22 protein-coding genes and 4 pseudogenes are annotated in these 25835 nt (G+C 57.6%); 14 read left to right on the plus strand and 12 right to left on the minus strand.

What is annotated here, in order from left to right; genetic code table 11:
• The 3 genes from NKH17_RS31715 to NKH17_RS31725 all read left to right on the plus strand — a co-directional run.
• On the plus strand, positions 1-692 hold a 692-nt coding region (locus NKH17_RS31715), incomplete at its 5' end, for a Mu transposase domain-containing protein (RefSeq protein ID WP_502910647.1).
• Positions 689-1561, plus strand: coding sequence for an IS21-like element helper ATPase IstB (istB, locus tag NKH17_RS31720; protein ID WP_352774152.1), 873 nt, complete (start codon positions 689-691; stop codon positions 1559-1561). The genes NKH17_RS31715 and istB, both read left to right, overlap by 4 nt.
• 251 nt (positions 1562-1812) lie before the next feature.
• On the plus strand, positions 1813-2067 hold the full coding sequence (locus NKH17_RS31725; protein WP_352822112.1) for a hypothetical protein: 255 nt from the start codon (positions 1813-1815) through the stop codon (positions 2065-2067).
• Positions 2068-2384: 317 nt separating this feature from the next.
• On the opposite strand, the gene NKH17_RS31730 is transcribed toward NKH17_RS31725, so the two are convergent.
• Both NKH17_RS31730 and NKH17_RS31735 read right to left on the minus strand, forming a co-directional pair.
• Entirely contained in the window at positions 2385-3218 is an 834-nt protein-coding gene (locus NKH17_RS31730; protein ID WP_352515945.1) for a helix-turn-helix transcriptional regulator, read from the minus strand.
• Between the two features lie 52 nt (positions 3219-3270).
• Positions 3271-3531 carry an MFS transporter gene (locus NKH17_RS31735; RefSeq protein ID WP_352822114.1) on the minus strand — a complete coding sequence of 87 codons (261 nt, stop codon included), beginning with the start codon at positions 3529-3531 and terminating at the stop codon, positions 3271-3273.
• 288 nt (positions 3532-3819) lie between these two features.
• Here NKH17_RS31735 and NKH17_RS31740 point away from each other — a divergent pair, with 288 nt between their 5' ends.
• Positions 3820-4494, plus strand: coding sequence for a transposase (locus NKH17_RS31740; RefSeq protein ID WP_352973356.1), 675 nt, complete (start codon positions 3820-3822; stop codon positions 4492-4494).
• A gap of 32 nt (positions 4495-4526) precedes the next feature.
• On the opposite strand, the gene NKH17_RS31745 is transcribed toward NKH17_RS31740, so the two are convergent.
• The 4 genes from NKH17_RS31745 to NKH17_RS33555 form a co-directional block, all read right to left on the minus strand.
• On the minus strand, positions 4527-5519 hold the full coding sequence (locus tag NKH17_RS31745; RefSeq protein ID WP_352973359.1) for an adenosine kinase: 993 nt from the start codon (positions 5517-5519) through the stop codon (positions 4527-4529).
• 110 nt (positions 5520-5629) lie between these two features.
• Positions 5630-6805, minus strand: coding sequence for a methionine adenosyltransferase (gene metK, locus NKH17_RS31750; RefSeq protein WP_352973361.1), 1176 nt, complete (start codon positions 6803-6805; stop codon positions 5630-5632).
• 54 nt (positions 6806-6859) lie between these two features.
• Positions 6860-8197 (minus strand): serine hydroxymethyltransferase, encoded by a 1338-nt coding sequence (glyA, locus tag NKH17_RS31755; RefSeq protein WP_352973364.1) that lies wholly within the window; start codon positions 8195-8197, stop codon positions 6860-6862.
• 1029 nt (positions 8198-9226) lie between these two features.
• Positions 9227-9589: an IS66 family transposase gene (locus NKH17_RS33555; RefSeq protein WP_502910648.1), complete on the minus strand. Its 363-nt coding sequence runs from the start codon at positions 9587-9589 to the stop codon at positions 9227-9229.
• Positions 9590-9767: 178 nt separating this feature from the next.
• On the opposite strand from NKH17_RS33555, the pseudogene NKH17_RS31765 reads away from it, so the two are divergent.
• Positions 9768-9875 (plus strand): annotated as a pseudogene (locus tag NKH17_RS31765) (IS66 family transposase zinc-finger binding domain-containing protein); the annotation flags it as partial.
• Between the two features lie 365 nt (positions 9876-10240).
• On the opposite strand, the gene NKH17_RS31770 reads toward NKH17_RS31765, so the two are convergent.
• From NKH17_RS31770 to NKH17_RS31790, 5 genes and pseudogenes are all read right to left on the minus strand, one after another.
• Complete coding sequence (locus NKH17_RS31770; RefSeq protein WP_352973371.1) at positions 10241-10549, minus strand: M10 family metallopeptidase C-terminal domain-containing protein; 309 nt, start codon at positions 10547-10549, stop codon at positions 10241-10243.
• Between the two features lie 336 nt (positions 10550-10885).
• Positions 10886-11179 carry a hypothetical protein gene (locus NKH17_RS31775; protein WP_352549333.1) on the minus strand — a complete coding sequence of 98 codons (294 nt, stop codon included), beginning with the start codon at positions 11177-11179 and terminating at the stop codon, positions 10886-10888.
• A gap of 31 nt (positions 11180-11210) precedes the next feature.
• Positions 11211-11421 (minus strand): annotated as a pseudogene (locus NKH17_RS33560) (IS1 family transposase); the annotation flags it as partial.
• Between the two features lie 170 nt (positions 11422-11591).
• On the minus strand, positions 11592-11759 hold the full coding sequence (locus NKH17_RS31785) for a phosphatase PAP2 family protein (RefSeq protein ID WP_352549374.1): 168 nt from the start codon (positions 11757-11759) through the stop codon (positions 11592-11594).
• Positions 11760-11789: 30 nt separating this feature from the next.
• Entirely contained in the window at positions 11790-12356 is a 567-nt protein-coding gene (locus NKH17_RS31790; protein WP_352549331.1) for a hypothetical protein, read from the minus strand.
• Positions 12357-12752: 396 nt separating this feature from the next.
• On the opposite strand from NKH17_RS31790, the gene NKH17_RS31795 reads away from it, so the two are divergent.
• The 8 genes and pseudogenes from NKH17_RS31795 (at position 12753) to NKH17_RS31830 (ending at position 24467) form a co-directional block, all read left to right on the plus strand.
• The gene (locus tag NKH17_RS31795; RefSeq protein WP_352549329.1) at positions 12753-13448 is read left to right on the plus strand and encodes an acyl-homoserine-lactone synthase; all 696 of its coding nucleotides are present in this window, start codon (positions 12753-12755) and stop codon (positions 13446-13448) included.
• Positions 13405-13911: a lysozyme family protein gene (locus tag NKH17_RS31800; RefSeq protein WP_352549327.1), complete on the plus strand. Its 507-nt coding sequence runs from the start codon at positions 13405-13407 to the stop codon at positions 13909-13911. The genes NKH17_RS31795 and NKH17_RS31800 overlap by 44 nt, the downstream gene beginning before the upstream one ends.
• A gap of 215 nt (positions 13912-14126) precedes the next feature.
• Positions 14127-17669 (plus strand): S8 family serine peptidase, encoded by a 3543-nt coding sequence (locus NKH17_RS31805; protein WP_352549324.1) that lies wholly within the window; start codon positions 14127-14129, stop codon positions 17667-17669.
• A 9-nt stretch (positions 17670-17678) separates the two neighbouring features.
• On the plus strand, positions 17679-19043 hold the full coding sequence (locus NKH17_RS31810) for a hypothetical protein (RefSeq protein ID WP_352549322.1): 1365 nt from the start codon (positions 17679-17681) through the stop codon (positions 19041-19043).
• A gap of 180 nt (positions 19044-19223) precedes the next feature.
• Positions 19224-20312 (plus strand): hypothetical protein, encoded by a 1089-nt coding sequence (locus NKH17_RS31815; protein ID WP_352549320.1) that lies wholly within the window; start codon positions 19224-19226, stop codon positions 20310-20312.
• Between the two features lie 139 nt (positions 20313-20451).
• Positions 20452-20804: pseudogene (locus NKH17_RS31820) on the plus strand (transposase); the annotation flags it as partial.
• A 145-nt stretch (positions 20805-20949) separates the two neighbouring features.
• Positions 20950-21672, plus strand: coding sequence for a LuxR family transcriptional regulator (locus NKH17_RS31825; protein WP_352549318.1), 723 nt, complete (start codon positions 20950-20952; stop codon positions 21670-21672).
• Positions 21673-22082: 410 nt separating this feature from the next.
• On the plus strand, positions 22083-24467 hold the full coding sequence (locus tag NKH17_RS31830) for a hypothetical protein (RefSeq protein WP_352973369.1): 2385 nt from the start codon (positions 22083-22085) through the stop codon (positions 24465-24467).
• Between the two features lie 134 nt (positions 24468-24601).
• On the opposite strand, the pseudogene NKH17_RS31835 reads toward NKH17_RS31830, so the two are convergent.
• Positions 24602-24733, minus strand: a pseudogene (locus NKH17_RS31835) (ATP-binding protein); the annotation flags it as partial.
• Positions 24734-25058: 325 nt separating this feature from the next.
• Here NKH17_RS31835 and NKH17_RS31840 point away from each other — a divergent pair.
• Positions 25059-25529 carry a hypothetical protein gene (locus tag NKH17_RS31840; RefSeq protein WP_352719565.1) on the plus strand — a complete coding sequence of 157 codons (471 nt, stop codon included), beginning with the start codon at positions 25059-25061 and terminating at the stop codon, positions 25527-25529.
• Positions 25530-25835: the final 306 nt, after the last annotated feature.

The following is a 25835-nucleotide window of genomic DNA, read 5'->3' on the forward strand; positions in this document are numbered from 1 at the left end:
ACCGTATGAAGACGGCTGTGATCGGCGAAGGCGATACCGGCGGCATCGTCTACAACCGTGCCCTCGTCGATCTTGCCCGCCACTATGGTTTCCATCCCAAGGCGTGTCGGCCTTACCGCGCCAAAACGAAAGGCAAGGTCGAGCGGCCGTTCCGCTACATTCGCGAGGACTTCTTCCTGGCCCGGTCCTTTCGCAATCTCGAAGACCTGAACGCCCAGTTGCGTCACTGGCTGGACACGGTCGCAAACCCGAGGGTTCACGCCACCACAAGGCGCGTCGTCAACGAAGCTTTCGCCGAGGAGCGCGCAGCGCTGCGGCCGCTGCCTTTGGCTCCGTTCCGATCGGTCCTAAAGCTCGAGCGACGTATCAGCCGGGAGGGCATGGTCAGCGTCGGCGGCAATTTCTACAGCGTGCCCGACGCCACCAGGCGCCGTGTCGTCGAGGTACACACGCTGGCCGAAGAGTTGCGCATCTTCGAGGACGGCGCACTGATTGCCACCCATCCTATTCTCGAAGGCCGGCACCAGCGTCATGTCGAGCCGGGTCATCGCAACATCCACGTCCACAAGCGCCGACAAAGACTGAGGAACGACGAGGTCATTCTTCATGGCTCGGGCGACAGGGTCGCTCAGCGCCCGTTGGCCTTCTACGACGCCGTCGCCCGGGTGATGGCGAACGAGCAACGTCCATGACGAACGCGCTCGACACCACGCCCTCCACCATCGACCGGATCCGCCACGACCTCGTCGGCCTGAAGATGCCGCGGGCGCTCGAAGCGCTCGATCATGTCGTGCGCCGGCTCGAGAAAGGCGAGATCGCCGCCCTCGAAGCCATGGACATCCTCCTCTCGGAAGAGTTGACCCTGCGCGAGAACAGCCGGATCAAGACGGCACTGCGCATGGGGCGCCTGGCCACGATCAAGACGCTCGCCGGCTTCGACTTCTCTTTCCAGCCCTCGCTCGACCGCGATCGAATCTTCACGCTGGCCCAACTCGGCTTCGTCGCTCGCTGCGAGGTCGTCCACTTCCTCGGCCCGCCCGGCACAGGCAAGAGCCATCTGGCCATTGCGCTTGCCGTCGAGGCTGTGAAGGCTGGAAAGAGCGTCTATTTCTGCACGCTCGCCGAACTCATCGCCGCGCTGGCAAGGGCCGAACGCGAAGGCCGCCTGCAGGAACGCATCCGCTTCTTCTGCCGGCCTGCTCTGCTCGTTGTCGATGAGATCGGCTACTTGCCCGTCGTCCACGGTGGCGGCAATCTGTTCTTCCAACTCGTCAACGCCCGCTACGAGAAGGGCGCAATGATTCTCACCTCAAATCGCGGCTTCGCCGAATGGGGCGAGGTCTTCGGCGACCCTGTCGTCGCAACCGCACTTCTCGATCGCCTGCTTCACCATGCGGTCGTCGTCCAGATCGAAGGATCGAGTTATCGGCTCCGCCAGCACGCCGAGCTCATGCCCGAACACTTGCGATCAAAAGCCTCCATCACGCCGCCGACATTAAATCCACCATCGCGGCCGCGCGGCCGGCCACCGAAAAATGGACACCCCTCCGCGACAGTCTGAGCGGCGAAACTGGGGAATTTTACTTCGGCACTTTTGGGGAAAATTCGAGCGGCATTGACAATGACACAACGATTTCGGGGGGAGCACACCGAGGCCAGGCGCAGCGGCGTGTTGCGAAGTGATCGAGGCCAATGTCTCGAACTGCTTGTTCGCAGCCCACCGGCTCAAGGTAACCCGGCTCAAACCACCGGGCCAGCTCAAGTCCTGTCCAAATGAGGCCTGAGCGGCAAATCGTCGTGCACGCGCACGGTTTGGCGTTCGATCTTGTGATGCGTCTTGGGCGGACAATCGCCACGGTGCAGCGCGCAGAAGCGGTCCCCAATTGGGAAGCCGAGGGCGGTGAGGGCAAGCCAGCGCCACAGGCGGAAGGGGACTTTGACCTGTTTGCCCTGCTGGACCACAAGTTCGCGACACAGGGCCTCAAGGAGAAGACCAAGAGTGATTATGCGCGGGACCTCGCCAAATTCATCAAAAGCAGCGGGCAGTCAAAGTTCGGCGCCGATTGACATGGAGATAGCCATCGCGGCGGACCGCCCAGGCGGACCGCAAGCCGGAATACAACCGGGTGCAGGCGGCCAAGCTCGTCCACAAGATGGCGTCGGGCACACACCGGCGATGGGAGAGCGGACCGTGGAGTGCAGGAACTTCACGCCTATCCACGCTCCCGTGGACGTGTCCTGCGGCACATCGGCAGCGATATTGAGGAGGCAGTTGAGCTTCTGGTCGAGCACTCTTACCTGCCACTACCTACGCTTAACGTCATCTCGTACTGAAAACGCACCACGCAAGGTCGAGATGTAACATGCGCCCTTCGTGGATGGTTCTAAGCTTCCTCGGGCGCGGTCAATCTATGATAACGGTCGCTTGGAACCTCCATCACCGCGACGCGATCAAGGTTGGCGTATCGCGCTCGGTAGTAACCTTCTTCCTCCACTTCGGCGAAACTACACTGGGGAACGTCAAAGGTCGCAGCTTCCAATCCGAAGAAAGTCGTAGCGGTTTCTTCATCCAAGAAGTTCCACTCATCTTCTCCGTCGTCATATGTGACGCGAACATAGGAGGCCATGCGCACGGCTTCCTGATCACCCATCTCTGCGATGATGGCATCGCATTCTTTCTTCAGCTTTCCTGAAACCTCACCCTTATCCCAGTCATCCAAAGCCCGATAGATTTCTGGATGATAATACTCTGGCATCTCCTCTACATCGTCACCGATAAGCTCAATGGTGCGGACATATTGCGGATTTATCAAGAGTATTTTGTTGTCAAGGCTCCAACAATACAGCCATGGCCTGCTTGTGTTATTTCTACGCAGATTATGAAGTTCCTTCAACTGACGTAAAATCGATTCACGCGCCTTTTCATCGATAGGATATTGGCGGCTGCCAACAGTCGTCTTGATTCTGAGCGTGCCGTATCGCGTTTCGGCATCGGCAATTGCAAACGGGCTCGTGCGCCACTCCTCGACATCAATCTTCCAGCCCAGCAGCTCCTCGACCGTGCATTTCAACGTGAGACAAAGGTCCTTGATCTGCTCGACGTTCAACTGCGTTTTGCCTGTTTCCCAACGGGCCACAGTCTGTTGCGTCGTTGCCATCTGCTCTGCCAAATCTTTTTGAGTCATGCCCAGTCGAACCCTAAGCTCTTTCATGTTCATAACTCACCTCGCGTGTTCAACACACGCATTGTGGATGAATTAATCTAACACATCAAGCGTGTTCAAAATCGCAGCATGTGTTTTTAGGGCGTCTTCGAGGCTCCGGCAGCCGTTCGTGACCACTTGCGCAAGACACAGGGCTGGTACACAGCACGAATGGGCGATCAAAAATTACTGCTGCGATGCTCGTCATCAGCCAAGCTGCCGCCGCACCTTCCACTAGGGTGCCAAGGTTCGAAATGAGTGCAGCCGACCATAGCGAACGGAAGGTCTTGTGCTCAAAAGGAACGAGTGAAGATGTTCTCTTCGCCATTGTGGGAAGCCTCGGGATTGACCGCGGGGCTGGATTTATTTCGCCTCACTCAACCATGGCCTCGCCGTACAAGCCAAGCTGCCACAGTGCGCGCCTGCTAACCCAGAAAACTTGGCGGCCTTACAGGCATGCGCAGGACGCGCGAAGCCGCTCAAATCCCCCAGATGGGTCAGCCATCGAAGACCGGCATCACTTGCCCGTTGAGCGGCTATACGATAATGCTCCGCGCTAAGCAGGAAGCGCCAAAAATTCGAGCGGCGACTTCATTCTCCTATTCAGGAAGGAACTATGAGGCGGCAGACGCGACCATTCACCGTGGAAGTCAAACAAAAGCGCAATTATCAAAAATCCGCACGTTCCATCTGGGGCAATTTCGACATCGCCGCGGCGATGGCCGAGACAACAAAGGAAGTCGAGCCGTTAAATCGTCAGCTTGTTGACTCTACTGTAGTGGTCCTTGATGCTGAACCTTTGCACGAACCGCGAGTGGAGCATTTCATGGCCAATCCTCTGGAAACCGAGTCAGCAGCAGTTAGCGAACCGGCAGACAAAACGGAAACGCCAAAACCGAAGGCGAGAGCGCGGCGGTCGAGGAAGCCAGAAGCTGAGGCGAGCTCGCCTGCCCGCAAGAACGGCGCCAAGCCGATATCCGCGGCCACTGAAGCACCGCCGTCAGCGCGAACAGGCCGAAAGAGCTACTCCGCGAAGGATCGTGCCCAGAAGCTGGCGCAGATCGAGACCTCGATCGGCGGCGGCGCTACTCTCAAGAGTGCGGTGAAGCACGCCGGCATCTCGGAACAGACATATTATCTTTGGAAGAAGGCGGCGGCGCCGGCGGCGGACAGTGACGGGCTGAAGGATCTCGTCGCGCTCGAGGAAGAAAACAAGCGGCTAAAGAGCCTGCTTGCCGATCGTCTCCGCAAGGAGAATGCGGAACTGAAGAAAAGGCTCGGGCTGGATTAAGAAGGGTGGGCAGCTGGTTCTTGGCTCCCCACCTACAGCAATATCGCCTGCTCGGCCTCTCGGCGCAGATTCTGCCTTGGCCTTGGGCCGATCTGCTGGATGACCAGCCCGGCTGCCAGCGAGCCGAGATCGCCGCACTGCTTCAGGCTGCGGCCTTGCGTGTAGCCGTAGAGGAAGCCGGCGGCGTAGAGGTCGCCGGCGCCGGTGGTGTCGACCAGCTCGCGGATCCTGGTCGCATTGATGGTCACGGTCTCGTCGCCGCGCACGATGACCGAGCCCTTTTCCGAGCGGGTGACGGCGGCGATCTTGCAATCCTTGCGGATCTGGGCCAGTGCCTCGTCGAATGAAGCGGTCTGGTAGAGCGACTTGATCTCGTGGCTGTTGGCAAAGACGATGTCGACGATGCCGGAGCGCATCAGATCGAGGAATTCGACGCGGTAGCGATCGACGCAGAACGAGTCCGACAATGTCATCGACACTTCGCGCCCGGCGGCGTGGGCGAGCTTAGCCGTCTGCCTGATCGCCTCCTTGGCGCGCGGCGGGTCCCACAGATAGCCCTCGAAATAGGTGACGGCCGCGCCCGACGCCTTGTCGGCCTCGACGTCCTCCGGGCCGAGCTCGACGCAGGCGCCGAGATAGGTGTTCATCGAGCGCTCGCCGTCCGGCGTGACGAAGATCATCGAGCGCGCTGTCAGCGGTTCGCCGTTAAGCGGCCTGGTGTCGAAGGCGACGCCCTGGGCATGGATGTCATGCGCGTAGATTTCGCCGAGCGCGTCGTTGGAGACCTTGCCGAAGAAAGCGGCGCGGCCGCCGAAGGAGGCGACGCCCGCCGCCGTGTTGCCGGCGCTGCCGCCCGAGGCTTCAATGGCCGGGCCCATGCGGCTGTAGAGCAGTTCGGCGCGCCTCGTGTCGATCAAATTCATTGCGCCCTTGATGATGCCATTCGTCTCCAGGAACGCCTCGTCGCACTGGGCGATGATGTCGACGATGGCATTTCCGATACAAAGCACGTCATAGTCCGGCATAATTCATGTCTCCGCCAAAGTACCCACCGGCTTTCTGGCATGCCGGCCGCGGGCGGGTCTGGCCAGTGGGAATGGGCTTTCCGCTTGCCAATCCGTTCGGCGCCAGCCCCTCACGGGGCGGCAAGTCCTGCCTCGCGACGCAATTCGTCGGCCCTGTCTGTCTTCTCCCAGGTGAAGTCAGGCTCTTCACGGCCGAAATGGCCATAGGTCGCGGTCTTGCGGTATATAGGGCGTAAGAGATCAAGCATCTTGATAATGCCCTTCGGTCTGAGATCAAACAACTCAAGAATGAGGCGCTCGATCCTTCTTTCCTCAACCCTCGCTGTCCCGAACGTGTTGACCATGGCAGAAACCGGACTGGCCACGCCGATTGCGTAAGCAAGCTGCACCTCGCAGACGTCCGCAAGTCCGCTAGCGACGATATTCTTTGCAACATACCGGGCCGCATAGGCAGCTGAGCGGTCAACCTTGGACGGGTCCTTGCCCGAAAAGGCGCCGCCGCCGTGACGACCCATCCCACCATAGGAATCGACGATGATCTTGCGTCCAGTGAGACCGCAGTCGCCGCGCGGCCCGCCGACTACGAACCTCCCCGTCGGGTTGACCAGAATTCTGATGCCTTCCGTCTCCAGGTGGGTCGGCAGGACAGGCTTTATGATTTCCTCAATGACGCCCTCGCGGACCGTCTCTTGCGAGACCTGCTCGTCATGTTGGGTCGATACGACGATGGTATCCAGGGCGACCGGGCGCAACCCGTCATAGCGCACTGAGACTTGGGATTTCGTGTCAGGACGCAACCAGCCAAGCTGTCGTGCTTTCCGGACATCTGCCTGTCGTTTCGTCAAGCGATGAGCGAGCTGGATCGGCAAAGGCATCAGAGTATCGGTTTCGCGGCATGCGTAGCCGAACATGAGGCCCTGATCTCCCGCTCCCTGTTGGAGGTCCTGCCCTCGTCCCTCGTCAACGCCCTGGCTGATGTCGGGCGATTGCTCGGTGAGTGCATGAACGACGGAGCAACGCCGGCCGTCAAAGCCGACGGCTTCATCGTCGTATCCAATATCCAGAATCGTATCGCGCGCAACTTGGCTATAATCCACCCGCGCATCGCTGGTAATCTCGCCAGCCAGAACGACCATCCCTGATTTTACCAACGCTTCACAGGCGACGCGCGCCTTGGGATCGGTGCGGAGGATGGCATCGAGGATGGCATCCGAGATGTTGTCGGCCAACTTATCCGGGTGTCCCGCGCCAACCGATTCGGAAGAGAACACGAACTGCCTAGCCATGAAATGCCTCGTTTCGGGTGTTGGAGTTGTATGGTGCATTTTGCTTAGCCCACCTTACCTGTTGGTGATGCCCGGGACCTCGAACGCAGCGCACAAATCGGCAACGTCTCTTCGCACGCAGGCATGGAGATCTTCGTCATCAGGCCGCCGGAGGACGCAGTCAATGAAGCCAGCAATTTGCACCATTTCCACATCGCGCATGCCCATTGACGTCACTGCTGGCGACCCCAGGCGAATTCCGCTTGTGACCGCCGGATCCCGCGGGTCGCCAGGCACCATATTAAAGTTTGTGATGATGCCTGCCTTTGCTAGCCGCTCGGCATAGGCCTTGCCCGATAGTGGTCGATCGCGCAGATCAAGGATCAGCATGTGATTGTCCGTCCCCCCGGTAACCAGGTCATACCCTCGCTCGATCAGTGCCTGTGCAAGAGCCTTGGCATTCTTGACGGTCTGTTGGCCGTAGCTTCGGAAGGACGGGTTCGCGGCTTCGTGCAAGGCAACTGCTAGCGCAGCGATGGCATTCATATGAGGCCCGCCTTGCAGTTGAGGGAAGACAGCGCGATCTATTCGTCTGGCGAGATTGTATTTGCCCTTCGAATGATACAGCGCTTGATAGCGATCTTCATTCCTTGACAAAATGAAGCCACCGCGGGGACCGCGGATCGACTTGTGAGACGTGCTGCTGACGACGTCGCAATGGGGTACGGGATTCGGATGCACTCCAGCGACAATCAGGCCACTGATGTGCGCGATGTCGGCCACGAGGTAGGAGTTCGCCTCCAGAGCGATTTCTGCCATTGCCGCGTAGTCAAAGATACGGGGATAAGCAGTACCGCCAGCCCAAATGAGCCGAGGCCGTTCGCGTTTTGCTGTTTCGCGCAAACGGTCATAGTCAATTTGCTGCGTCTTTTCGTGCAGCCCATAGGGGACGCGCTTATAGTCTGTTCCGGAAAAATTGATGGCCCAACCATGAGTGAGGTGGCCCCCTTCCGGAATTGGCAAACCCATCACCTTGTCACCGGGGCTTAAAAGCGCTCGATAGACAGCCTGATTGGCCGGGGAGCCGGAATAAGGCTGGACGTTGGCGTGTTCGCTGCCGAATAACGTGTTCAAGCGCTCAATGGCGAGGTTCTCAAGCTCATCGACGATCTCGTTTCCCGCGTAGTAGCGCGCAGCGGGGTACCTCTCGGCGTACTTGTTCATGAAAATCGAACCGGTTGCTTCCAGCACGGCCGAGGAGGCAAAGTTCTCAGATGCGATCAGTTTGAGCGTCGTCCGCTCCTGCCGCTCCTGTCTTAGAAGCAGTTCGTGAACGCGGCAATCAACCGTCGCCAAGCGAGACCGTCCGTAAGTGTCGGGCTGCGCGATGGCGCTGTCGGCGGAGTTGTCCATGGTAGCTTCGCGCTCCAATTGGATTGATCTATTTCAGGGTCAAGCATGCGGTCCCCTTCGGCCGCGTGTCTCGTACCGCTTCGAGCCGTTGAAGGTCTCGTTTGTGATAGCCATCGCCGTGGGGCAGGAGATCAACCAACAATTGAACCAGCCCGCCGTCCTTACCTCCTGTTTTGATATTGTACGAGCACCACGGACGTTGTTCGTTGCAGTAAAGAAAGTCGGCTCTGGCCAGCAGCCGGACGTGTCGTACAACGTGCTCACGACGCAGACCCAGAATCTCCGCTAGCTGGCAGACAGTTAGGTCCGCGTGCGCGCAAAGGCCTAGAATTCGAAGGCGATCTAAATGCGCTGCCGTCCGTAGGCGACTGACCAGTGTCAGCATTGGTCAGGACCAAGCCACTTGGAAAGCCTGGGCACTCGTCCTACTGAATTTGTCATTTCGCGTTCTCCACAGATGTTGCAGCTTTCGAACCAAATAATATGGTTGCTTGTCCACCGACCGGACAATCTCGGTGGCCGTGAAGATACTGTTTTGAGGCGATATGGCTGTGTCGAACAAACAAGATGGGCGCTCTTCTTGCCATTGCCTTTAGCCGAAATTGCACGCAGTTCGGCGGGTCGGAGAATAAGCCACGGTTCGGACCCCACTGACTCAAACGTTGCAATAAGCCTACCATTCACAGCGAACCGGAGTTGCTAAGAGTCTATGAATTTCCTTGAAGGATCTGTTGCAACGTTTGCGCAGCCCGCTCGTGCTCCCGGTTTCGAGCGGTCAATCTCGAGCAGACTGACGGTGATGCAAAGATGACAGGAAGGTCCCCTTTCAACCCGATCTTCTTCCTGGCCAAGTAGTCGTGGTCTCATAACCTGCAAATCACAGGTTCAAATCCCAGTGCCCGCAACCACGTCTGTCATAGTACGCAACAGTCTCGGTATAACCGAGGCGGTTTTTTTACGTTTGGTGAGTTTGAAAAGATTTTGTTGCAACGGCTGAATTGGAACACGGGGAGGATGTGCGCTGCCTTGTTAGGCGGCGAAGCAGGGGAACTTGAAGGCTGATATGGCGCGCCCACTACGCCCGCCGCCGTGCCACGCCCAGGCGGGTTGGTCGCTGGCGGCACAGCGATAGATTTTGACCTGGGACGCCGGCATAAGGGATTGCGGAAAACGTCGGCGCAGGTGGCTCCAGCAATGGACGAGCAGCCACGGCCCTTGTGGCCGCTCCAGGCGTGTCAGCCGATCATAGCCCTCATAGGCGTCAACCTGCAGGAATTGTCCGCCGAAGCCTTGAAGGAAGCGTTCGGCATGCTCGCCGCCGCGCCCGGGCGCATAGTGGAACAGCACGATGGGCGGGCCTTGGCCACCATGGCCGCGGTCATCGGAGGCGATTGCCCAGAAGAAGCCCTTCTTGACGCTTCACCCGCGGCAGATGGGCAGGTAAGCGGCCACGATTGCGCCGGCGCGAACCGGACGAGCCGTCCGAACGCCCCTGGATGAACCGGCAGGCCGAGATCTACGCCCGCCAGGGCATCCAACTGGATCGCGCGACACTGGGCAATTGGGCTGGATCATCGAGCCCGAGAGCACGCTGTGCCCATGCGGCTGCGGCGAGATGGCCAGGATCGGCGAAGATGTCAGCGAGCGGCTCGACGCAATCCCGGCGCAACTGCGCGTTGGGTCATCCCATGTGGGCCCTACGTCTCTCGCGATCGGGGGGATTCTTCGCACATTCACCTCATGCCCCGCACGAGGGAGCGGCGTGGCGCTTACGATTGGGAGCGGCGTGGCGCTTACGATTGCCGCCAGCAGCGTCTGGTCGCCGGTAGTGCCCCCGCGGGAGTTTGTCGGCAGGCGGGTGGGGGGGCAATATGGGCCCGCCAGCTCGCAAGTTTCTTTCGACCAAGGCAAAGCGCGTACCGTCTTTGGCCACCGGCTCGGCCGCTGAATATTCTTTAGAGAAGGAAATCTGACGCGGCCAAATTATGATTGACACCGGCCAGGACGATCGGACGATCGTGAAGTCCGCCGTCGTATCGCCATTCACGTCGGCTTGAACAATCGTGTTAAGACCGCTTTCAAACCACGACACGCTGTCGGCGAGGGTGCTGGAGTTATGACCCGCAAAGGCAAAGGCTTGATCCCCCTTGCCTTCGAGTTCGCGTCGATGGCTGAGAAGTCGAAGATATCCACGTCGCGCACGAAGTCGGTGATGACGTCCGCAGTGCCCGGGCTGCTGTCCGTTATCGCTGTGAACAGAAACCTGTCGGCGTCTTGCCCGCCGGTCAGTACATCTGCGCTCCTGCCGCCATTCAGCGTGTCATTGCCGTTGCCGCCCAGGAATCGTCGAATGGGGTCTGGCTCGTGGTATCGACACGATCATCATCGAGATGAATCCGCTCTGGCTGCTGCGGCTGGTTCAGCTGCATTTTCGTGTTGTCCCGCTGGGACGCCCCCTGGTGATCGAGGGAGACTATGCCGTAACGGCAAGCTTTGACACGGGAACCCTGGCCAGACTGTTGCAGGCGCGCATTCCGTAAGCTCGGTATCGCATAAATGGACCACCCCGTGTCGCAGCATCGCTGTGTGTCGTGACGACCAGCAGCTACCTGTACAGCAGGTCCCCAAGGAAAACCGTCACAGGACCGGCAGTGAGCCCAGCACAAGAACTGCAAAGCCTGGTAGTGGTCAGTTTGAATTTTCGTCGGCTACATCATTCTTCGCCGATGAACGCGACACGCCGCCGAGGACATATCCGGCAACCCCGCTAAGGATGGAGACGACTGCTTCGGATGAAATTAGGTTCAACATGCGAAGTGAACAGGCGCCCAATATGATGAGTACAACAGTCGCCATCTGAATAGCAGACGCTCTTTGAACAAGTAGGCTAAACGTCTTAGCGCCTCCCTTCTCAGTCTTCCAAAAGGCGATTCCTCCAATAATGGTCGCGCATACAGAAACGACAACAACCATGATGGTCAAATATAGTCCTAGTCGGCTAAGCAATTCGGTTTCAGGTTGCATGCCTATGGTCTTTCTCGTACGCACCGCGTGCCGTTGGCTTCTCAGCTTCCTTCGCCTCGATCAGCGCGACGATATCCCCGATTTCCCAAAGCTTGCCGGTCACGCCGGCAGCCATCGCCGGGGTCATCCGCAGTGAAGCAAGCGGATGAAATTATAGTACATGAACCGCAGGCAACTGCGTTGCCGTGAGCCTCTACTTTCGGCGGACATACCCTAGGCTGAACCGGTATTTAACACATACGGGATCAAAGCAACCTCCGTAATGAGAAATCTCGTCCTGTCGAACCGCGAATGGAACTGAGGCGTCGATTGCGCGGCCTTCAGAAAGCCCGGCCACTGGATGAACTGCAGATCTTGACCGTCCCTGCCGTCATTCTTCCGAACCTCGGACCAGGATCTTCAAAATCCAACAAACGGTAACCCAAAAGGCTCCAGCTGCCCATCCAGCCAGCACATCACTCGGCCAATGAACACCAAGATACACCCTGCTTGCGCCAATTACACCGGTAAGTATAATGGCAACGGCTAGCAAGTACATCTTGGCCACCCCGCTTTCCCTGAATATTTCTTACGCAACGGGCGGCACCCGACCTGCCGAACCGGCCGATTGTGAGGTCGCAACTCTTTGGACAAACGACCCAATAAAAGCACCCAAAGTCAGTTTGGTCAGGTCCATAAAACCTGTGCCGGGCTTGTAGAGCTCAAGACTGCAGAAAATTAGCGTCAGCGCTACTGTTAGCAACGGCAATCCCGTGAGTCCCAGTTTGGTGGCGAGCCCGGTTCCTCCCGTCAAACTGCTCAAGCGCACGTATTGATCAATCGCCTTCTCGTTTGAATCGGATATAAGCGCTTCCAGGAGCTTTCGGTCTTTGTCCGGAATGACGTCCTTTTGTGTGGCTGAAGATGAGTTGACAATTCGAACGCCCACAAAAAGCAAAATCAGGACAACGGCCAGACTACCGAGCGCAAAAATCTGCGAACTCGTCTGAGACAGGTCGCGCGTTTGAAGGTCTTTAAATAGAAAATAAGCTCCTATCGCGGCTGCATACAGTATGGCCAACCCCACCCCAGGACCTGCCAATAGTGCGTTCAGTCGGGCCTGCATTCTCGATTCATTTGATGGTTGCTCCGCCACGAATTACCTCCTAAATGCCCGATATATCCAATGGGATAAAAATTGCTACATAGTGAGGCATATGCCGCCATAATTCGAGTGATGTCTTGAGTATTGCGAGTAATCCTGCCGTGTATGGATGGTCTCAGCACCCATCTTTTGTTTTGAATCTGTTCAACAGCAAGATCAGACCTTTTGCCATTTCCTACCGCTGCCTAAGAAATTTCGGCAATGAACTCCGCGAAATCCTCTTTGTCGCGGGCAAAACGTCTGGCCGTCGGCACCACAACGCAAGCTGTCGTTGAGGCGGTGCGGCGACGTTTGATCCATCCCTAAAACGCGTCAACTGTCCGATCGGACAGGTGACGTACTTTAGGACGGCTGCAACTATCCCCGAGAAGGTCAGGGGATCGCGCCATGATTACGGCTCATGTCGTCAATGCGCAGAACAGACATCTCTATGAAAATGAGTTCGACGAATTTCTGCGCCGTCGGCACGATTTTTTTGTGCACCAGAAGCGGTGGCGGCCGCCAAGCCCGGATGGTCGCGAACTAGACCAGTTCGATACCGATGCTGCGACGTATCTCCTGGGTATCGACGACGACCGGGTGGTAACGTCGGCGCGGCTGATCCCGACCAGCGAACCGCATATGGTGTCGGAAGTCTTTCCCCACATGTGCGAGAACTCAGGGGTCCCGAGGCGCCCGGATTGGGCCGAGTGGACACGCACTTTCGTTGTTCCTGACAGGCGCTCTGCCGGACTGCGGGGCACGCTGACACAGCTCTGCTGCGCGGTGATGGAATACGCTCTCGACGAAGGGGTCAGCGCTGTGGGCGGCATCCAGGAAACCTACTTCATGCCGCACCATGGCGCCCTGAAATGGCGGGTCGAGCCCATGGGCATGGCAAGGGAAGAAAACGGCGAGTGGTACATCGTCGCGTATATCGAAGTGAATGAGGCGGCACTGGCCAGTGTCCGAAAGATCCTTGGGATCAATCACTCACTTCTCGTGCGGAGAGGAACGCAGCTGCCCTTTGTTGGGAAGGCCGAAATGGGGAGGAGAGAACATGACCGAGATAGCCTTCGGAAAGAAAGTCAGCGCCGCATTTAAGGACAAGGTGATCACGATCTGTGATGAGTTGGGCTGTGACGCGAGCTTTTTGATGGCGTGTATGGCCTTCGAGACAGGCGAACGCTTTCGCTCGAACACTGTAAACAAGGTGAGCGGCGCGACAGGGTTGATCCAGTTCATGCCAAGCACGGCAAAGGGGTTGGGCACAACTACCGGCAAACTTGCAGCAATGACCGAAGTCGGCCAACTCGACTATGTGGCGCAGTATTTTAAGCCGCAAAGAGGCAGGCTCAAGACTCTATCCGACGTGTACATGGCGATCCTCTGGCCGGCAGCCGTTGGCAAGGCCGAAGCTTTTGTGATGTTCAGGGTGCCGACGGTCCAGTACCAGCAGAACAACGGTCTGGACAGCAACAAGGATGGTGCCGTGACTAAGGGCGAAGCGGCAGCGAGAGTACAGAATAAACTCACACGCGGTCTAAGCGATACCTTCCGCGGTTAGGTGACGACGGTCGGCGGCGCGGGCGCTTCCGTGCCGCGGCTTCTTATACTGCCCAAGGAAATACGAATAGCGCAGGAGCGGGTCCGGAACGACGCGGGGAAGGACTTCGTCGCGTCGAGCTAGGAGCGAAGTCTAACAACTGCAATTCGGCCGCTGTCAGGACCGTACCAACTTGTGGATCGCGATTGAGACATCCCGAAAGGATGGAGCTGGCAATGCTGCGACTGTTGGTTAAGGCGAACTCCACCCTTACCGGACAGACACTGACCCAAGCGCAGCGGAAATATCAGGCTGTGCCGCTATTTCGCAGCATTGGATCTCAAACAGGCCAAGGAATGGCCGCAGGCGTCGCATGGCACGTTCTGTCTTCGGACGATAGCGGCGACAATCCTTGGGACGCCTGCCATCAGTTACTCTCGGATGAGTTCCGTCTGGCTGGCGGCATAGAATTCGCGGAACCGGATTTGCAGCAGCGTTGGCTAGCCGGGGACGAAAAGGCCATGGGCCTCGCGCTAGCTAGAGGCTGCAGTAACGCGGCCAAGCAGGACACGTCCTACCCGACTAATGCCGACAGCTTTTGGTTGCGGAAGCGGGCGTTTTCGCAGTTCGATGAGGCCATCGCGAAAGCGGGCCCGGCAGCTGCCGGCCGGGTACGTGTCGCGCACCTCGATACAGGCTACGACCCTGGTCATCATTCTCTCCCCGCACATATGAACCTTGCCCTCCAACACAACTTCGTCGACTCAGACCTGTCCGATGATGCTACCGAACGTGGCACAAGCGGGGGCCTCGCCAATCCAGGCCACGGCACCGGCACACTTGGCTTGCTCGCGGGCAAGGGATTCGGTGCGTTCTTTGTCCTCGGCGGCGCACCGGAGGTTGAGGTAGTGCCGATCCGCGTCGCCAACAGTGTGCTGCTATTCTACAATAGCGCCATCGCACAAGCGTTGGATTACGTCCACGGCCTTTCGGTCAATCCAGCCACTTTCGTCCACGTCGTCACTATGAGCATGGGCGGGCTCGCCTCCCAGGCTTGGGCCGAGGCGGTCAATGCCCTGTATGAGCAAGGCGTATTCATCGTCACCGCCGCCGGCAACAACTACGCCAACTTGCCTACGCGCAACATTGTCTATCCGGCCCGCTTTGGCCGCGTCGTCGCCGCCTGCGGGGTGATGGCGGACCACCGGGCCTACGCCGACTTGGCGCTAAATCTGATGGCTGGCAATTACGGACCGCCATCCAAGATGAGAACGGCCCTCGCCGCCTGCACGCCAAATACCACCTGGGCCCGACGTGGCTGTCCGGAAATCATAGATTTCGATGGGAACGGCACCTCTTCGGCCACGCCGCAAATTGCTGCGGCCGCTGCCCTTTGGATACAGTTGAATGCAGCCAAGCTGGCGGCCTATGGCCAAGACTGGATGCGCGCAGAAGCGGTACGGCAGGCCTTGTTTCGTTCCGCTGCCGGCAGCCCGGATGCCGCTAGGCTGGGACGCGGCGAACTCAAGGCCTTTGCGGCATTGGGAATTGCACCGCCGAGGCCTGCCGACCTGGTCAAGGCGCCGTCCGACAGTGCCAATTTCCCGTTCTTGGACGTTCTCACCGGCGGCGATTTCGGCGCCGTGCCCCCACACGGCCGCCGGATGCTGGAACTCGAGGCTCTTCAACTCTCGCAGTCCGCCGCTGTCGAGGTCCTACTCCCTGATCCCGCCGTGGATCCGCGTTCGCTGACGCCGAGGGACAAGTTGAACATTGCCGACGCGTTGATGGCGCAGCCGGGTGTCTCCAGGGCACTTTGCACGGCACTGAAGAATGGCGGCAGGACGTCAGTGCCGGTATCCCTCGTTGCTCCAGTCACGTCCCCAACGCCGGCCGGCGATGCGATCGCGAGGAAACGGCTCGATACGGCGATGGCGCCCGTGGTCCGGCCGCCAAATCGCCGTCGGTTGCAAGTCTTTGCCGTCGATCCGTCGCTCGCCACCGATATGGGCACCGCAGCGATCAATCGCGCAGTAATCGATGTACGATGGGAGAGAGACCTGCTGCCGGGGCCGGTGGGCGAATATATCGAAGTGGTCGATGTCGATCCGGCGAGCCGCTGCGCGTATGCGCCGGTTGACCTCAACCACCCTTACCTTTTGATGCAGGACGGGCTGACGCCCTCCGAGGGCGATCCACAATTTCACCAGCAGATGACGTACGCAGTCGCCATGCGGACCATCGAGCGTTTCGAGCGGGCGCTGGGTCGATCTGCCCTATGGGCGCCGCAACCGGGCGAAATAAGGGGCATGAAGGACAGCTACATCCAGCGACTACGGATTTATCCGCATGCCATCCGCGCCGCGAACGCATTCTATAGTCCAGATCGTAAGGCGCTGCTGCTTGGCTATTTTACCGCCGCCGGCGACAGCGCCGGCCTTGGCTTGCCACACGGAGTCTACTTCGCAGCACTGTCGCATGATGTTATCGCACACGAAACCACTCACGCCCTGCTCGATGGTCTGCACCGGAGGTTTCGCGAGCCGACCAATCCGGATGTCCTGGCCTTTCATGAGGCGTTCGCCGACATCGTCGCGCTGTTCCAGCATTTCAACTTGCCGGAGGCCCTGAAGCATCAAATTCGAAAGACCGCTGGCGACCTGTCGCAGGAAAGTCTGCTGAGTCAGCTCGCTGTAGAGTTCGGCCAGGCCATGAATGGCAATTATGGGGCGCTGCGCGATGCAATTGGCAGAACTGATAAGCACGGCAAATGGAATCCCGCCAAGGTCATGCGCAGCGACTATGATCCAAGCAAGGAGCCGCACGCGCTCGGTTCGGTGCTGGTTTCGGCAGTTTTTGCCGCTTTTCTCTCCATCTATCAGGGACGCACAGCCGACCTAGTTCGCCTCGCTACTAGTGGCACCGGTATCCTGCCGCCTGGTGAAATTCCGGTCGATCTTGCCGACCGGATGGCCGACGAGGCTAGCAAGGTTGCCGGGCAGGTTTTAGCTATGTGTATCCGGGCGCTCGATTATTGCCCGCCGGTAGACATCACCTTCGGCGATTACCTAAGGGCGCTGATAACCGCCGACCGCGACCTGGTACCCGACGACCCGCGCGGATACCGCACGGCCTTCGCAGCTGCTTTCCGCGACCGGGGGATTCTGCCACCTGGCGTTCGCCATTTATCCCCCGCCAACTTGGTATGGGACCCTCCAGTGCTGGGCCTTGACAATCTTGCGAGCGTGCTCGGCAAGATGGAACTCACCTGGAACTTGGACGGTGACCGCGAGAAAGCCTACGAAGCGTCGCAACATAACGCAGCGATCTTTCACGCTTGGCTTGTTTCCCGCGAGCACGTCTCGGATGAACAACTGACGGCGCTCGGTTTCGTTCGAGAGACCCGTCCCAAAACCATTCCGCTTGCTGACGGCATCTCAATTGACGGCACCATCGGGGGCATCGAGGTGCATTCGGTACGACCGGCACGCCGTGTCGGACCAGACGGACAGAGCCAGACCGATCTTGTCGTCGAGATCACTCAGACCTGGCGCCCAGCCATTCCCGATGGCACCAGCTATCGCGGAGGCTGCACGCTCCTTATCGACCTCAAGTCCACCACAGTCCGCTACGTTGTTACCAAGAAACTCATGGGCGCCGGCCGGATCGCAACCCAACGCGACTATCGCAGCCGCATGAACGAGAACCTGCGGGCTTGCTATTTCGGTGGGCCACCGGCGGGCAGGGAGCCGTTCGCCTTCCTTCACGGCATGAGCTAGGGGCGCGACATGGCACGGAAATCGACCACAAAGCTCAGTGCCGCCCCGCCCAAGGGGGCCGATGCGGCCGGATCGCCGACGGCTGCGCGGGGCAAAATTCGCATGTATCGGCAGGGTCTCGGAGACTGCTTCCTCGTGACGCTGGCGAGGCAGCATGGCGACCCCTACCGGATTCTCATTGATTGCGGGGTGATACTCGGCACCAAAAGGGCTGGCGAGATCATGACGCAAGTGATGGACAATGTGCTTGAGGAGACCGATTCCCACATTGATCTGCTAGTGGCGACACACCAGCACTGGGACCATCTGTCCGGCTTTATCCAGGCAGAAGACTCTTTTGCCAAACTGAACGTCGATAAGGTCTGGGTGGCATGGACAGAAGATCCCAATGACCGCCTCGCCAACGAGCTCCGGGATGAGCGCAAGAGGGCCATCAGCGCCCTCAGACTGGCCGGATCGGCCATGACCATGGCAGGAGACGCCGACCAAGCGGCCGAGATCGATGCGTTGGTGGGCTTTTTTGGGGCTGCGGGAGGCCATTCGACCGAGGATGCCCTGAAAATAGCTATGGCGAAGGCCGATGTGCGCTATTGCCGCCCAGCTGACGATCCAGTTCATCTTTCCGATCCTGACGTTCGGTTCTACATCCTTGGCCCACCCCCCGATGCCAAGCAGATCCGTCGCACCCTGCCGTCGACCAGAAACCCCGAGACCTATGGCGTTTCTGCGCATCTGCCGGCCGCTGACGTGGCGAGCGCCCTCTCCGCCGAGGACCGCAATTCGCCTTTCGACGGCCTGCGCCCCATCCCGTTTGCCAGTGCCAGGGGCATGGACTTCTTTCGTCGGCGCTATTGGGGCCCGGGCGAGGACGCACCGGCGTGGCGCATGGTCGACACAGCCTGGCTAGACGGCGCTTCGGAACTGGCGCTGGCGCTCGACAGCGCCACGAACAACACAAGCTTGGTGCTGGCCATCGAGTTCGTTGCCGATGGGGAAGTGCTTCTGTTCGTCGCGGACGCCCAAGTGGGCAATTGGCTGTCGTGGCAGGACCTCTCATGGAACGTGGACGGGAAACGGGTTACAGGCCCGGATCTGCTGGCGCGCACAATCTTTTATAAGGTCGGCCATCACGGCAGCCACAACGCCACTCTGCGCGACAAAGGCCTCGACCTAATGAAGAACCTGCTTGTAGCGGCAGTTCCGGTCAACCATCAGATGGCCCTGGACAAAAATTGGGGCAACATGCCGCTCCCGGCCTTGTTAGAGGCGCTCAAAGCCATGGCAAAAGTCGGTGTAGTGCGTATCGACGAAACGCCGGCGCGGCCAATTCCAGGCATCGCCAGCACTGGCCTCTACTTTGATATCTCGATTTAGCGGTCGGCATGACTGTTATCGGCGAAGGACGGAATTGCCTCACTGGGAATTTGATTTGCCGATGCTGCGACGGGCGAACGGCTTATGCCGGATCGCTGGCGGAACTAGCCAGGCAGAGGCAGTCGCCGAGGTGCGGGCAACGAGATATTACCCGGTTTGTTCAAGGCAAGGGGTGGTCGAATGTCTATGAACTTTCAGTCCTTACGTGGCATCAAACACAAGCTTTTGGGCAGCGCTCCAGAGGAGAAGAACGAAATTCTCGCCCACGAATGGCTATCGCTTCAGACGATCTGGAAGGCCACGCGATCCAACGTGGCAGATCCCGCAGCACAGGTCGCAATAGACGAACTTTTTCCCGACCCTCTGGTTTGGAAGTCGGGTGCGGAGGAATGGTACAAGCTGAACGCCGCCGAGCAGACGATCGGTTTGGTGCTTGCTGAGCCGCAACTAACGACGGAATTCTTGATTCTGATTCAGTTGGCGAGATCGCGTAAGTTAGCAACTCTGGCTCAACACGAGAATAATGCAAAGATATTCGATGGGTCAGATGAAAACGATACTGCATTGCAACGTAAGCGAGCAGCTTATATCGCGCTTCTTGACGATCTCCAGAGATGGTTTATCAACCATCGATTTAACAGAAGGCTTCGAGGCGAGACGGCATCGCGCCTTTTCTTTTTCGGGCTGTGCGTAATGGCTATATCGGTATTGCCATTGCTTCTCTATTTCCTAATCTTCTCGTTGCAATCCGACGGTAACCCCATGGCGCTAGGCGATATCGCGAAAGGACACAGGCTATTCTCCTCTAGCCCGATTTTCGGTCTTGGCATGGTTTCCGCGTTTGGAATCCTCGGTGCATACTTTAGTAGAGTTATGAGGTTCCAGATGAATATCCAGACATTTGGGTTTGAGGACGTCATGACTGAATATCAGCCACGGATGCTATACGTGCGTCTCCTGTACGGTATGATTGGCGCATTCATCTTCTATTTTCTCCTACGAAGTGGCATTATCGGCGGTGCCGCCTTTCCAGATTTGGGAAACATCTCCGTTGGAGAGCATGTTGTATGGCAAGCATCTGAGAGTGGAGTTTCTCCTTCTTCCACACATAGCAAAATAATGGATCCAAGCGGACTAACAATTCTAGGCCCAACTGCCGATCTCGCGAAACTTCTTGTCTGGTCATTCCTTGCCGGGTTCTCAGAACGGCTTGTGCCGGACACCCTCGACAGAACAGAGGCGCGCGCGAAGGCCGCAGATCACGAGTAGATTGCTGCTGCCAAAAAGATAGATCCTTGTATCAGCATATCAGTTGCTTTTCTTCGTCTGCTGTGACTCCTGAAAACTGGACCGTTCGAAAGTGGAGTTTTCTGCGGTAATGTCCCTTGGCTGGGAGGAGCGGAAAACGATGAAGGCATCGAAGTTTTCGGACGCGCAGAAGGCGTTTATTCTGAAGCAGGGAGCGGACGGGATTCCTGTTGCCGAGATCTGTCGGCGGGCGGGAATCAGCTAGGCGACGTACATTAACTGGAAAAAGAAATACGACGGACTGCTGCCGACGGAGATGAAGCGGCTGAAGCAGTTGAGGACGAGAACGGCAAGCTGAGGAAGCTGGTCGCCGACCTGTCATTGGACAAGGAGATGCTGCAGGACGCGATCCTCCGAAACTGTGAGGTCTGGCCGCAAACGCTGGTGGCGGAGACATGCGGTGAGTGGGACGTGTCGATCCTGCGAGCCATCCAAGCTATTCGCTCCCCACGGCAGCCACGACAATTTGACAATTTCATCAATGGACGCAGTTCAATTCTCTTTGATGCTGACAAAACGGTGCACGTCATAATAGTATATTCGGCGCTTCTAAATTAGGTTACACTTCCATCGTGGCATAGAGGCGGGAGTCTCTGGCATGCTCGATTCAGACGTGTTCGACTTTATCGAACGCTGCAGGAAACACACGGCAACGGGGCCGCTGCTGGCCGATTTGCTTGAGACCGTGCGAAAGCTCGGCTTCGAACATCTCATCCTGAGCGGCGTCCCCCTTGGCGGGCAGAAACTTGCGCCGATGGTGGAACTGAATGGCTGGCCGGCCGGCTGGTTCGAACGCTATATCGAAGCCGAGCATGCGTCTGTCGACGGCGTCTGCATTTATTCAGCAAAAACGCTGAAGCCATTTCTTTGGGCCGAAGTCCCGGCAAAGTGGTCAGATACGGAGGGCTCACGTCGCGTTGCCGGCGAGGCGACGGAGTTTGGCATCTCGAGCGGCTTCGCCGTGCCGATGCTCAGCGTTCATCACTGGCAATCCGTGCTCTCGTTTGCGTCTTCCGCGAAGTCCTGCACCCTGTCGCCGCGCCATCAGGTGCAACTGGTGACCATGGCGGTATACGCGGGCATGTCGATCCAGGCTTTGTCGAATGACGATGAAGGCGACGAAGGTCTTCTGACCGATCGGGAAAGGGAGGTGCTTTTGTGGGCCGCAGCCGGCAAGACTTCTTCGGAAACATCCCAGATACTTGGCCTCGCCGAGCGCACCGTCAAATGGCACGCCACAAGGGCTCGGGAAGCGTTTGGCGTCGGCACCACAACGCAAGCTGTCGTTGAGGCGGTGCGGCGACGTTTGATCCATCCCTGAGCGCGTCAACTGTCCGATCGGACAGGTGACGTATATTAGCGCGACTGCGACTATCCCTCCGAGAACGATCGGGGGATCGCGCCATGATAGAAGCCCATATCGTCAATGCGCTGAACAAGCATCTCTATGCTACGTCTTTCGTCCCCCGTCGAATCGCTGTTTCGGCGCCTGCTCAGACGCAGCGAGAATCTTTCTCAATCCTGCCCTCGGAACCAAGGGGCTGGTTGCCGGCATTCTCACGACGCGGCAGCAGGAACGGACAGGCGAGAGTCATCGCTCACTATGTCAAAGATGCGAAGGACAGTTCTCGTATCGACAATAAAATAACGGGATGCTAATATACCTTAGGCCGCCAAGCGTATTTCCGCCGGCGTTCGTGAGCGGAAATACGTTTTGGCAAGGGGGCTGAAATGACAAATCCGGACCACGACCAGTCTACTGATCCCGCTCTTGACGCAATTGAACGAGGACCTTTGCCAGCAGGACCGCCTTGGCGCCTCGTTGTAGGAGCAGTTTTCGGTGGTCTTGTTCTCCTAGGCTTCTTCTACATTGCTGTTAGGGCTGCAGATGGAGGGCCGCAGATTGTCTGTAACGCATTCTACCCACTCACTGCGTTCTTCGCCTTGGGTACAGCTATGGCGGGCGCATTCATAGGCGGAGAAATTGGGGCGAAAGGCACGCTCCCAATTGGGCAATTTGGCTACGCCGCAGTTGGCGGTATAGCCGGCTTAGTTACAGTGTTCCTAATTTCCTTTTTTACCTATGATTCCTTCTGTCGCGGTGGGGCACAGGTGGGTCTTCAACTTGAGATTCAGGATATTCCTAAAAGCTTGGTAGCGACAGAGCTTCCAGCGGATTTTTGGGTGCAGAAACGGCGAAATGATATCCTAGTCATCAGGTTTGATGAAACTCCGCTCGGCCGGCGGGACTCTACTCTATTGCTGCGCTTCGAGAAATCGAGGGAATGTCGGATAGATGTTGTAGAATACCAGCACAATGAAATTGCTTCAAAAGAAGAGGAGCTCAAGGAAACCTCATTTCTCGAGAAATGGAAAGCAAGCCCAAAGATAATCGTCAAATTTAACCCTGAGTACGTCGGAGATGCCGAAGCAGCCCGCTACGCCGTATCAAATTGCCTAAGATCTTCAACCCATCCGGGCTCGCCTAGCCAATCGGTCGAGAACAAAATCGAATCCGACGGCGTCATGTTGAGCCTTACGAGGCTGAAGCAATTGGCGCCTCTCGTTGAGCCTCTCGTTGGTCAACCGTCGGAGTTTCCCATTCCTCCTCCTCTAGAGACGGAGAAACTGGGAAGCCTTTCTTCCCCAGGAACTGAATCATTCGCTCTGGTTCACGGATTTTGGATTGGATCCGCATATGCAGCCGAAGAGGACTATCAATCTCTGCTGAATGATTTGATCGGGAGCGACGAAAGGAACGCCGCTGAAGCAAAAAAGGGATTGAGCGAGGACGGAACGCATTACAGCACGGAGTTGAGGAAAAGTCTAAGGGACACACATCTCACGGATCGAGCCCGCGCGGCGGTCCTGGACATTTTAGTGGAGCTAATTAATAGCGAGCAGCGCGAGTTGACACCAGGGTACAGGATGAGAGATCTTAGCCAATTGATCAGACTATTTGATGACTCCGATTATCGGTTGCTGATTTCTTTTTTGAATTCCCCCGACCCTACGCTGCGCTATCAAGCAAGGCGCCTCACCCAGAGATTTCCTGTTGATCGATTTGCTCTCGGATTTCAACAAATTGAAGGGGGCCAATTATTCTCACAATCATGCGACGCGGAAAGCGTCGAGAGGCTCAAGTACTTTAGGTATGGCGCTCTCCAGTTTTATTACAACCGTGTGGCGGATAAATTTTACGCAAAAAAGACGTCGAGGGCGGATGATCTTGAGATTGACACCGCATACGCCGATGGTGTGGCTGCGACTCGATGCCTGCCCGCCAGCTTAAGAGTGGATGTTGCGTTGTTAGACTATGCGCGGGCGCTTATTGCTATAAATGGGGACTTCAACAGGGCGAAAGGTGTCGGTCCAGTAGGCCCTACAGCTCTAGCCGCCGCGAGGGGCTTTATGAAACGGCTTTCGTCGAGTGAGGCGAACTATGTTTATCCCGCTCATATTTTATATATGTCCCTGTTCCGGCCTGGGATTAGTTGGCAAAGCCTCACCAAGGAAGCCGCGCAGGTGCAGGGCGCCACAGTGGGAAGTGCTGCCGGGCTAATGAGTGGCGAAGCATTTCGACAGACGGCTGGTTTGACGAGTACCGGTTCCCTGGAGCTATTTTATTCCCCCCGGGACCATGCCGCCTTCGGCAAAGCAGATGTCAGATATATTCAGGGAATACTTGCTGAGACAGGCGAATATTCCTTTGTAAAGTTCAAAGACGAATATACTGAATGGCGATACGGATGGGTTCAGTTCTCGACAGCCGCGACTCCGGATTTAGCTAGCTGGGCCGAGAGCCCACCTGATGTTGCCTTTTGCTTTCAGCGGGACCACCAAGTCGGGGAAGGAAGGTTTTTGGTTCGCTGTTTTAAGAATCTTAATCTTTGCTTGCAGCAGCAGCAGCGCGAACAGGGACAGCGGACCGGCTGCCGGCTTTCTGCTGGGCTTGGCAGTTCTCCTTCATGGAAATCAGCGGGGCGAGGGGGTATCTTGGATTCATGGTTCCTGTACTCTGCCAGCGCGCTTACACGACCTTTTCCGGAGTTTTCGAAAACGGCGGGACTAGACCGTTTATCGTCACGCTGTCGGTTTCCGGCGAAATGTACCTAGTCGTAGTCGGAGTTTTGCCCACCAGCGGTCATTTACAGGCGAAATCCGGCAGCTTCGCCATCTTCCCCTAATGTATTCAAAACTCACGGTTACGACGTCGACTGGATAACCAAAGCACGCAACCGTCCCCCCGGTCGGTCAGCTTGCCTTCGACCGAGCTCGCCGGCCACGGAGGCGATCATCGAGACTTCGAGCAATTCCCTGGGCGCCAGCGACGGCAGGATCGACGGCAGCCGCTCGGCGAGCATCGACTTTCCTGACCCCGGCGCCCGACCAGAGGATAATGTGCTCGATTAAAGTTTTTAATGCCTTACTACATCAGCATGAATCGCCGCCGGTTGGATGTTGCCCTCTTTGGGCCATGGAGGAGTCCGAGAACCGGATCTCACTGCGTGACAGCCCTGTCGCTTGCAAACGGATCTTGAATGTCAGAAATTCCAAAGCCCTGTCCGGAAGCCGGACAAGGCTCCAAAGTTGCCATACCAAAAATCCATCATGCCTCGGCACAAAGCTGTTGACAGCGGATCTTGCCGTAGCTAGATTCTATTTTGCCCGACCAAAGGCCAATCTAAACTAGCCACAAGGTACAACATGCAAATCTTACTAGACCTAGCCGACTTCGCCAAGCTGAGCGTCTCAGCGCGCGCCGAAATTTTAGCCCGTTTGAATCTCAACGGGCTAGATTCGCTGATCGTCGACAATCCAGCCGCGGCTGTCTCAGACTATGAAGGCATCGACATGACCGATGTTGTAGAACTAGACGAACAACAAATCCGCTTTTGGATGGAGGCGGCCCAAGAGAAGACCAAGCTGGGGCTGCGTGTGATCGCAGAGCACGGTCCTGTGCTCGACGCTTCGCTCCTAAACGACGCGGGCATCGACAACATCTCCCATTTTCAGTCAAGGACAACGATCCGGACTCGGACGGTGACCAAGAACAAGCGGGCGTTCATGCTCGGCTGGAACGATGACTGGCATTGGGACGGCAATCGCGCCGTCGGCCGCTATGCGGTCCGCGAGATGACGCACCGTTCCCTGCGGAAGTATTTCGGGCTCGACTGAGAGAAACCTGATCTCGACTTAGATATCAAAGCGAGGATATCTTCCGGATGGGTCTCCTCTTCGCGACATCCGGGGTCTTCTCCACGAGCGTGCGCAGGTTCATCATGTCGTCGGTCATCGGTGGTCCTTCCGAAATGGGGTTGGCGTCAACAACCAAACCCTACCGGAAAGCGCCGATGACCACCGACACGCCGCTCACTCGCTTGTATGGGCTAATCTTTGTCAAGGTGATCTTTCAGTCGTTCCGTCTCCTTGTTCAGCCGTGTGCGCCCATTTGTTCCTGCTTTGGCTCCGGGGTCCATTGGG

Source organism: Mesorhizobium sp. M1334 (genome assembly GCF_040317995.1).
Classification (GTDB): domain Bacteria; phylum Pseudomonadota; class Alphaproteobacteria; order Rhizobiales; family Rhizobiaceae; genus Mesorhizobium.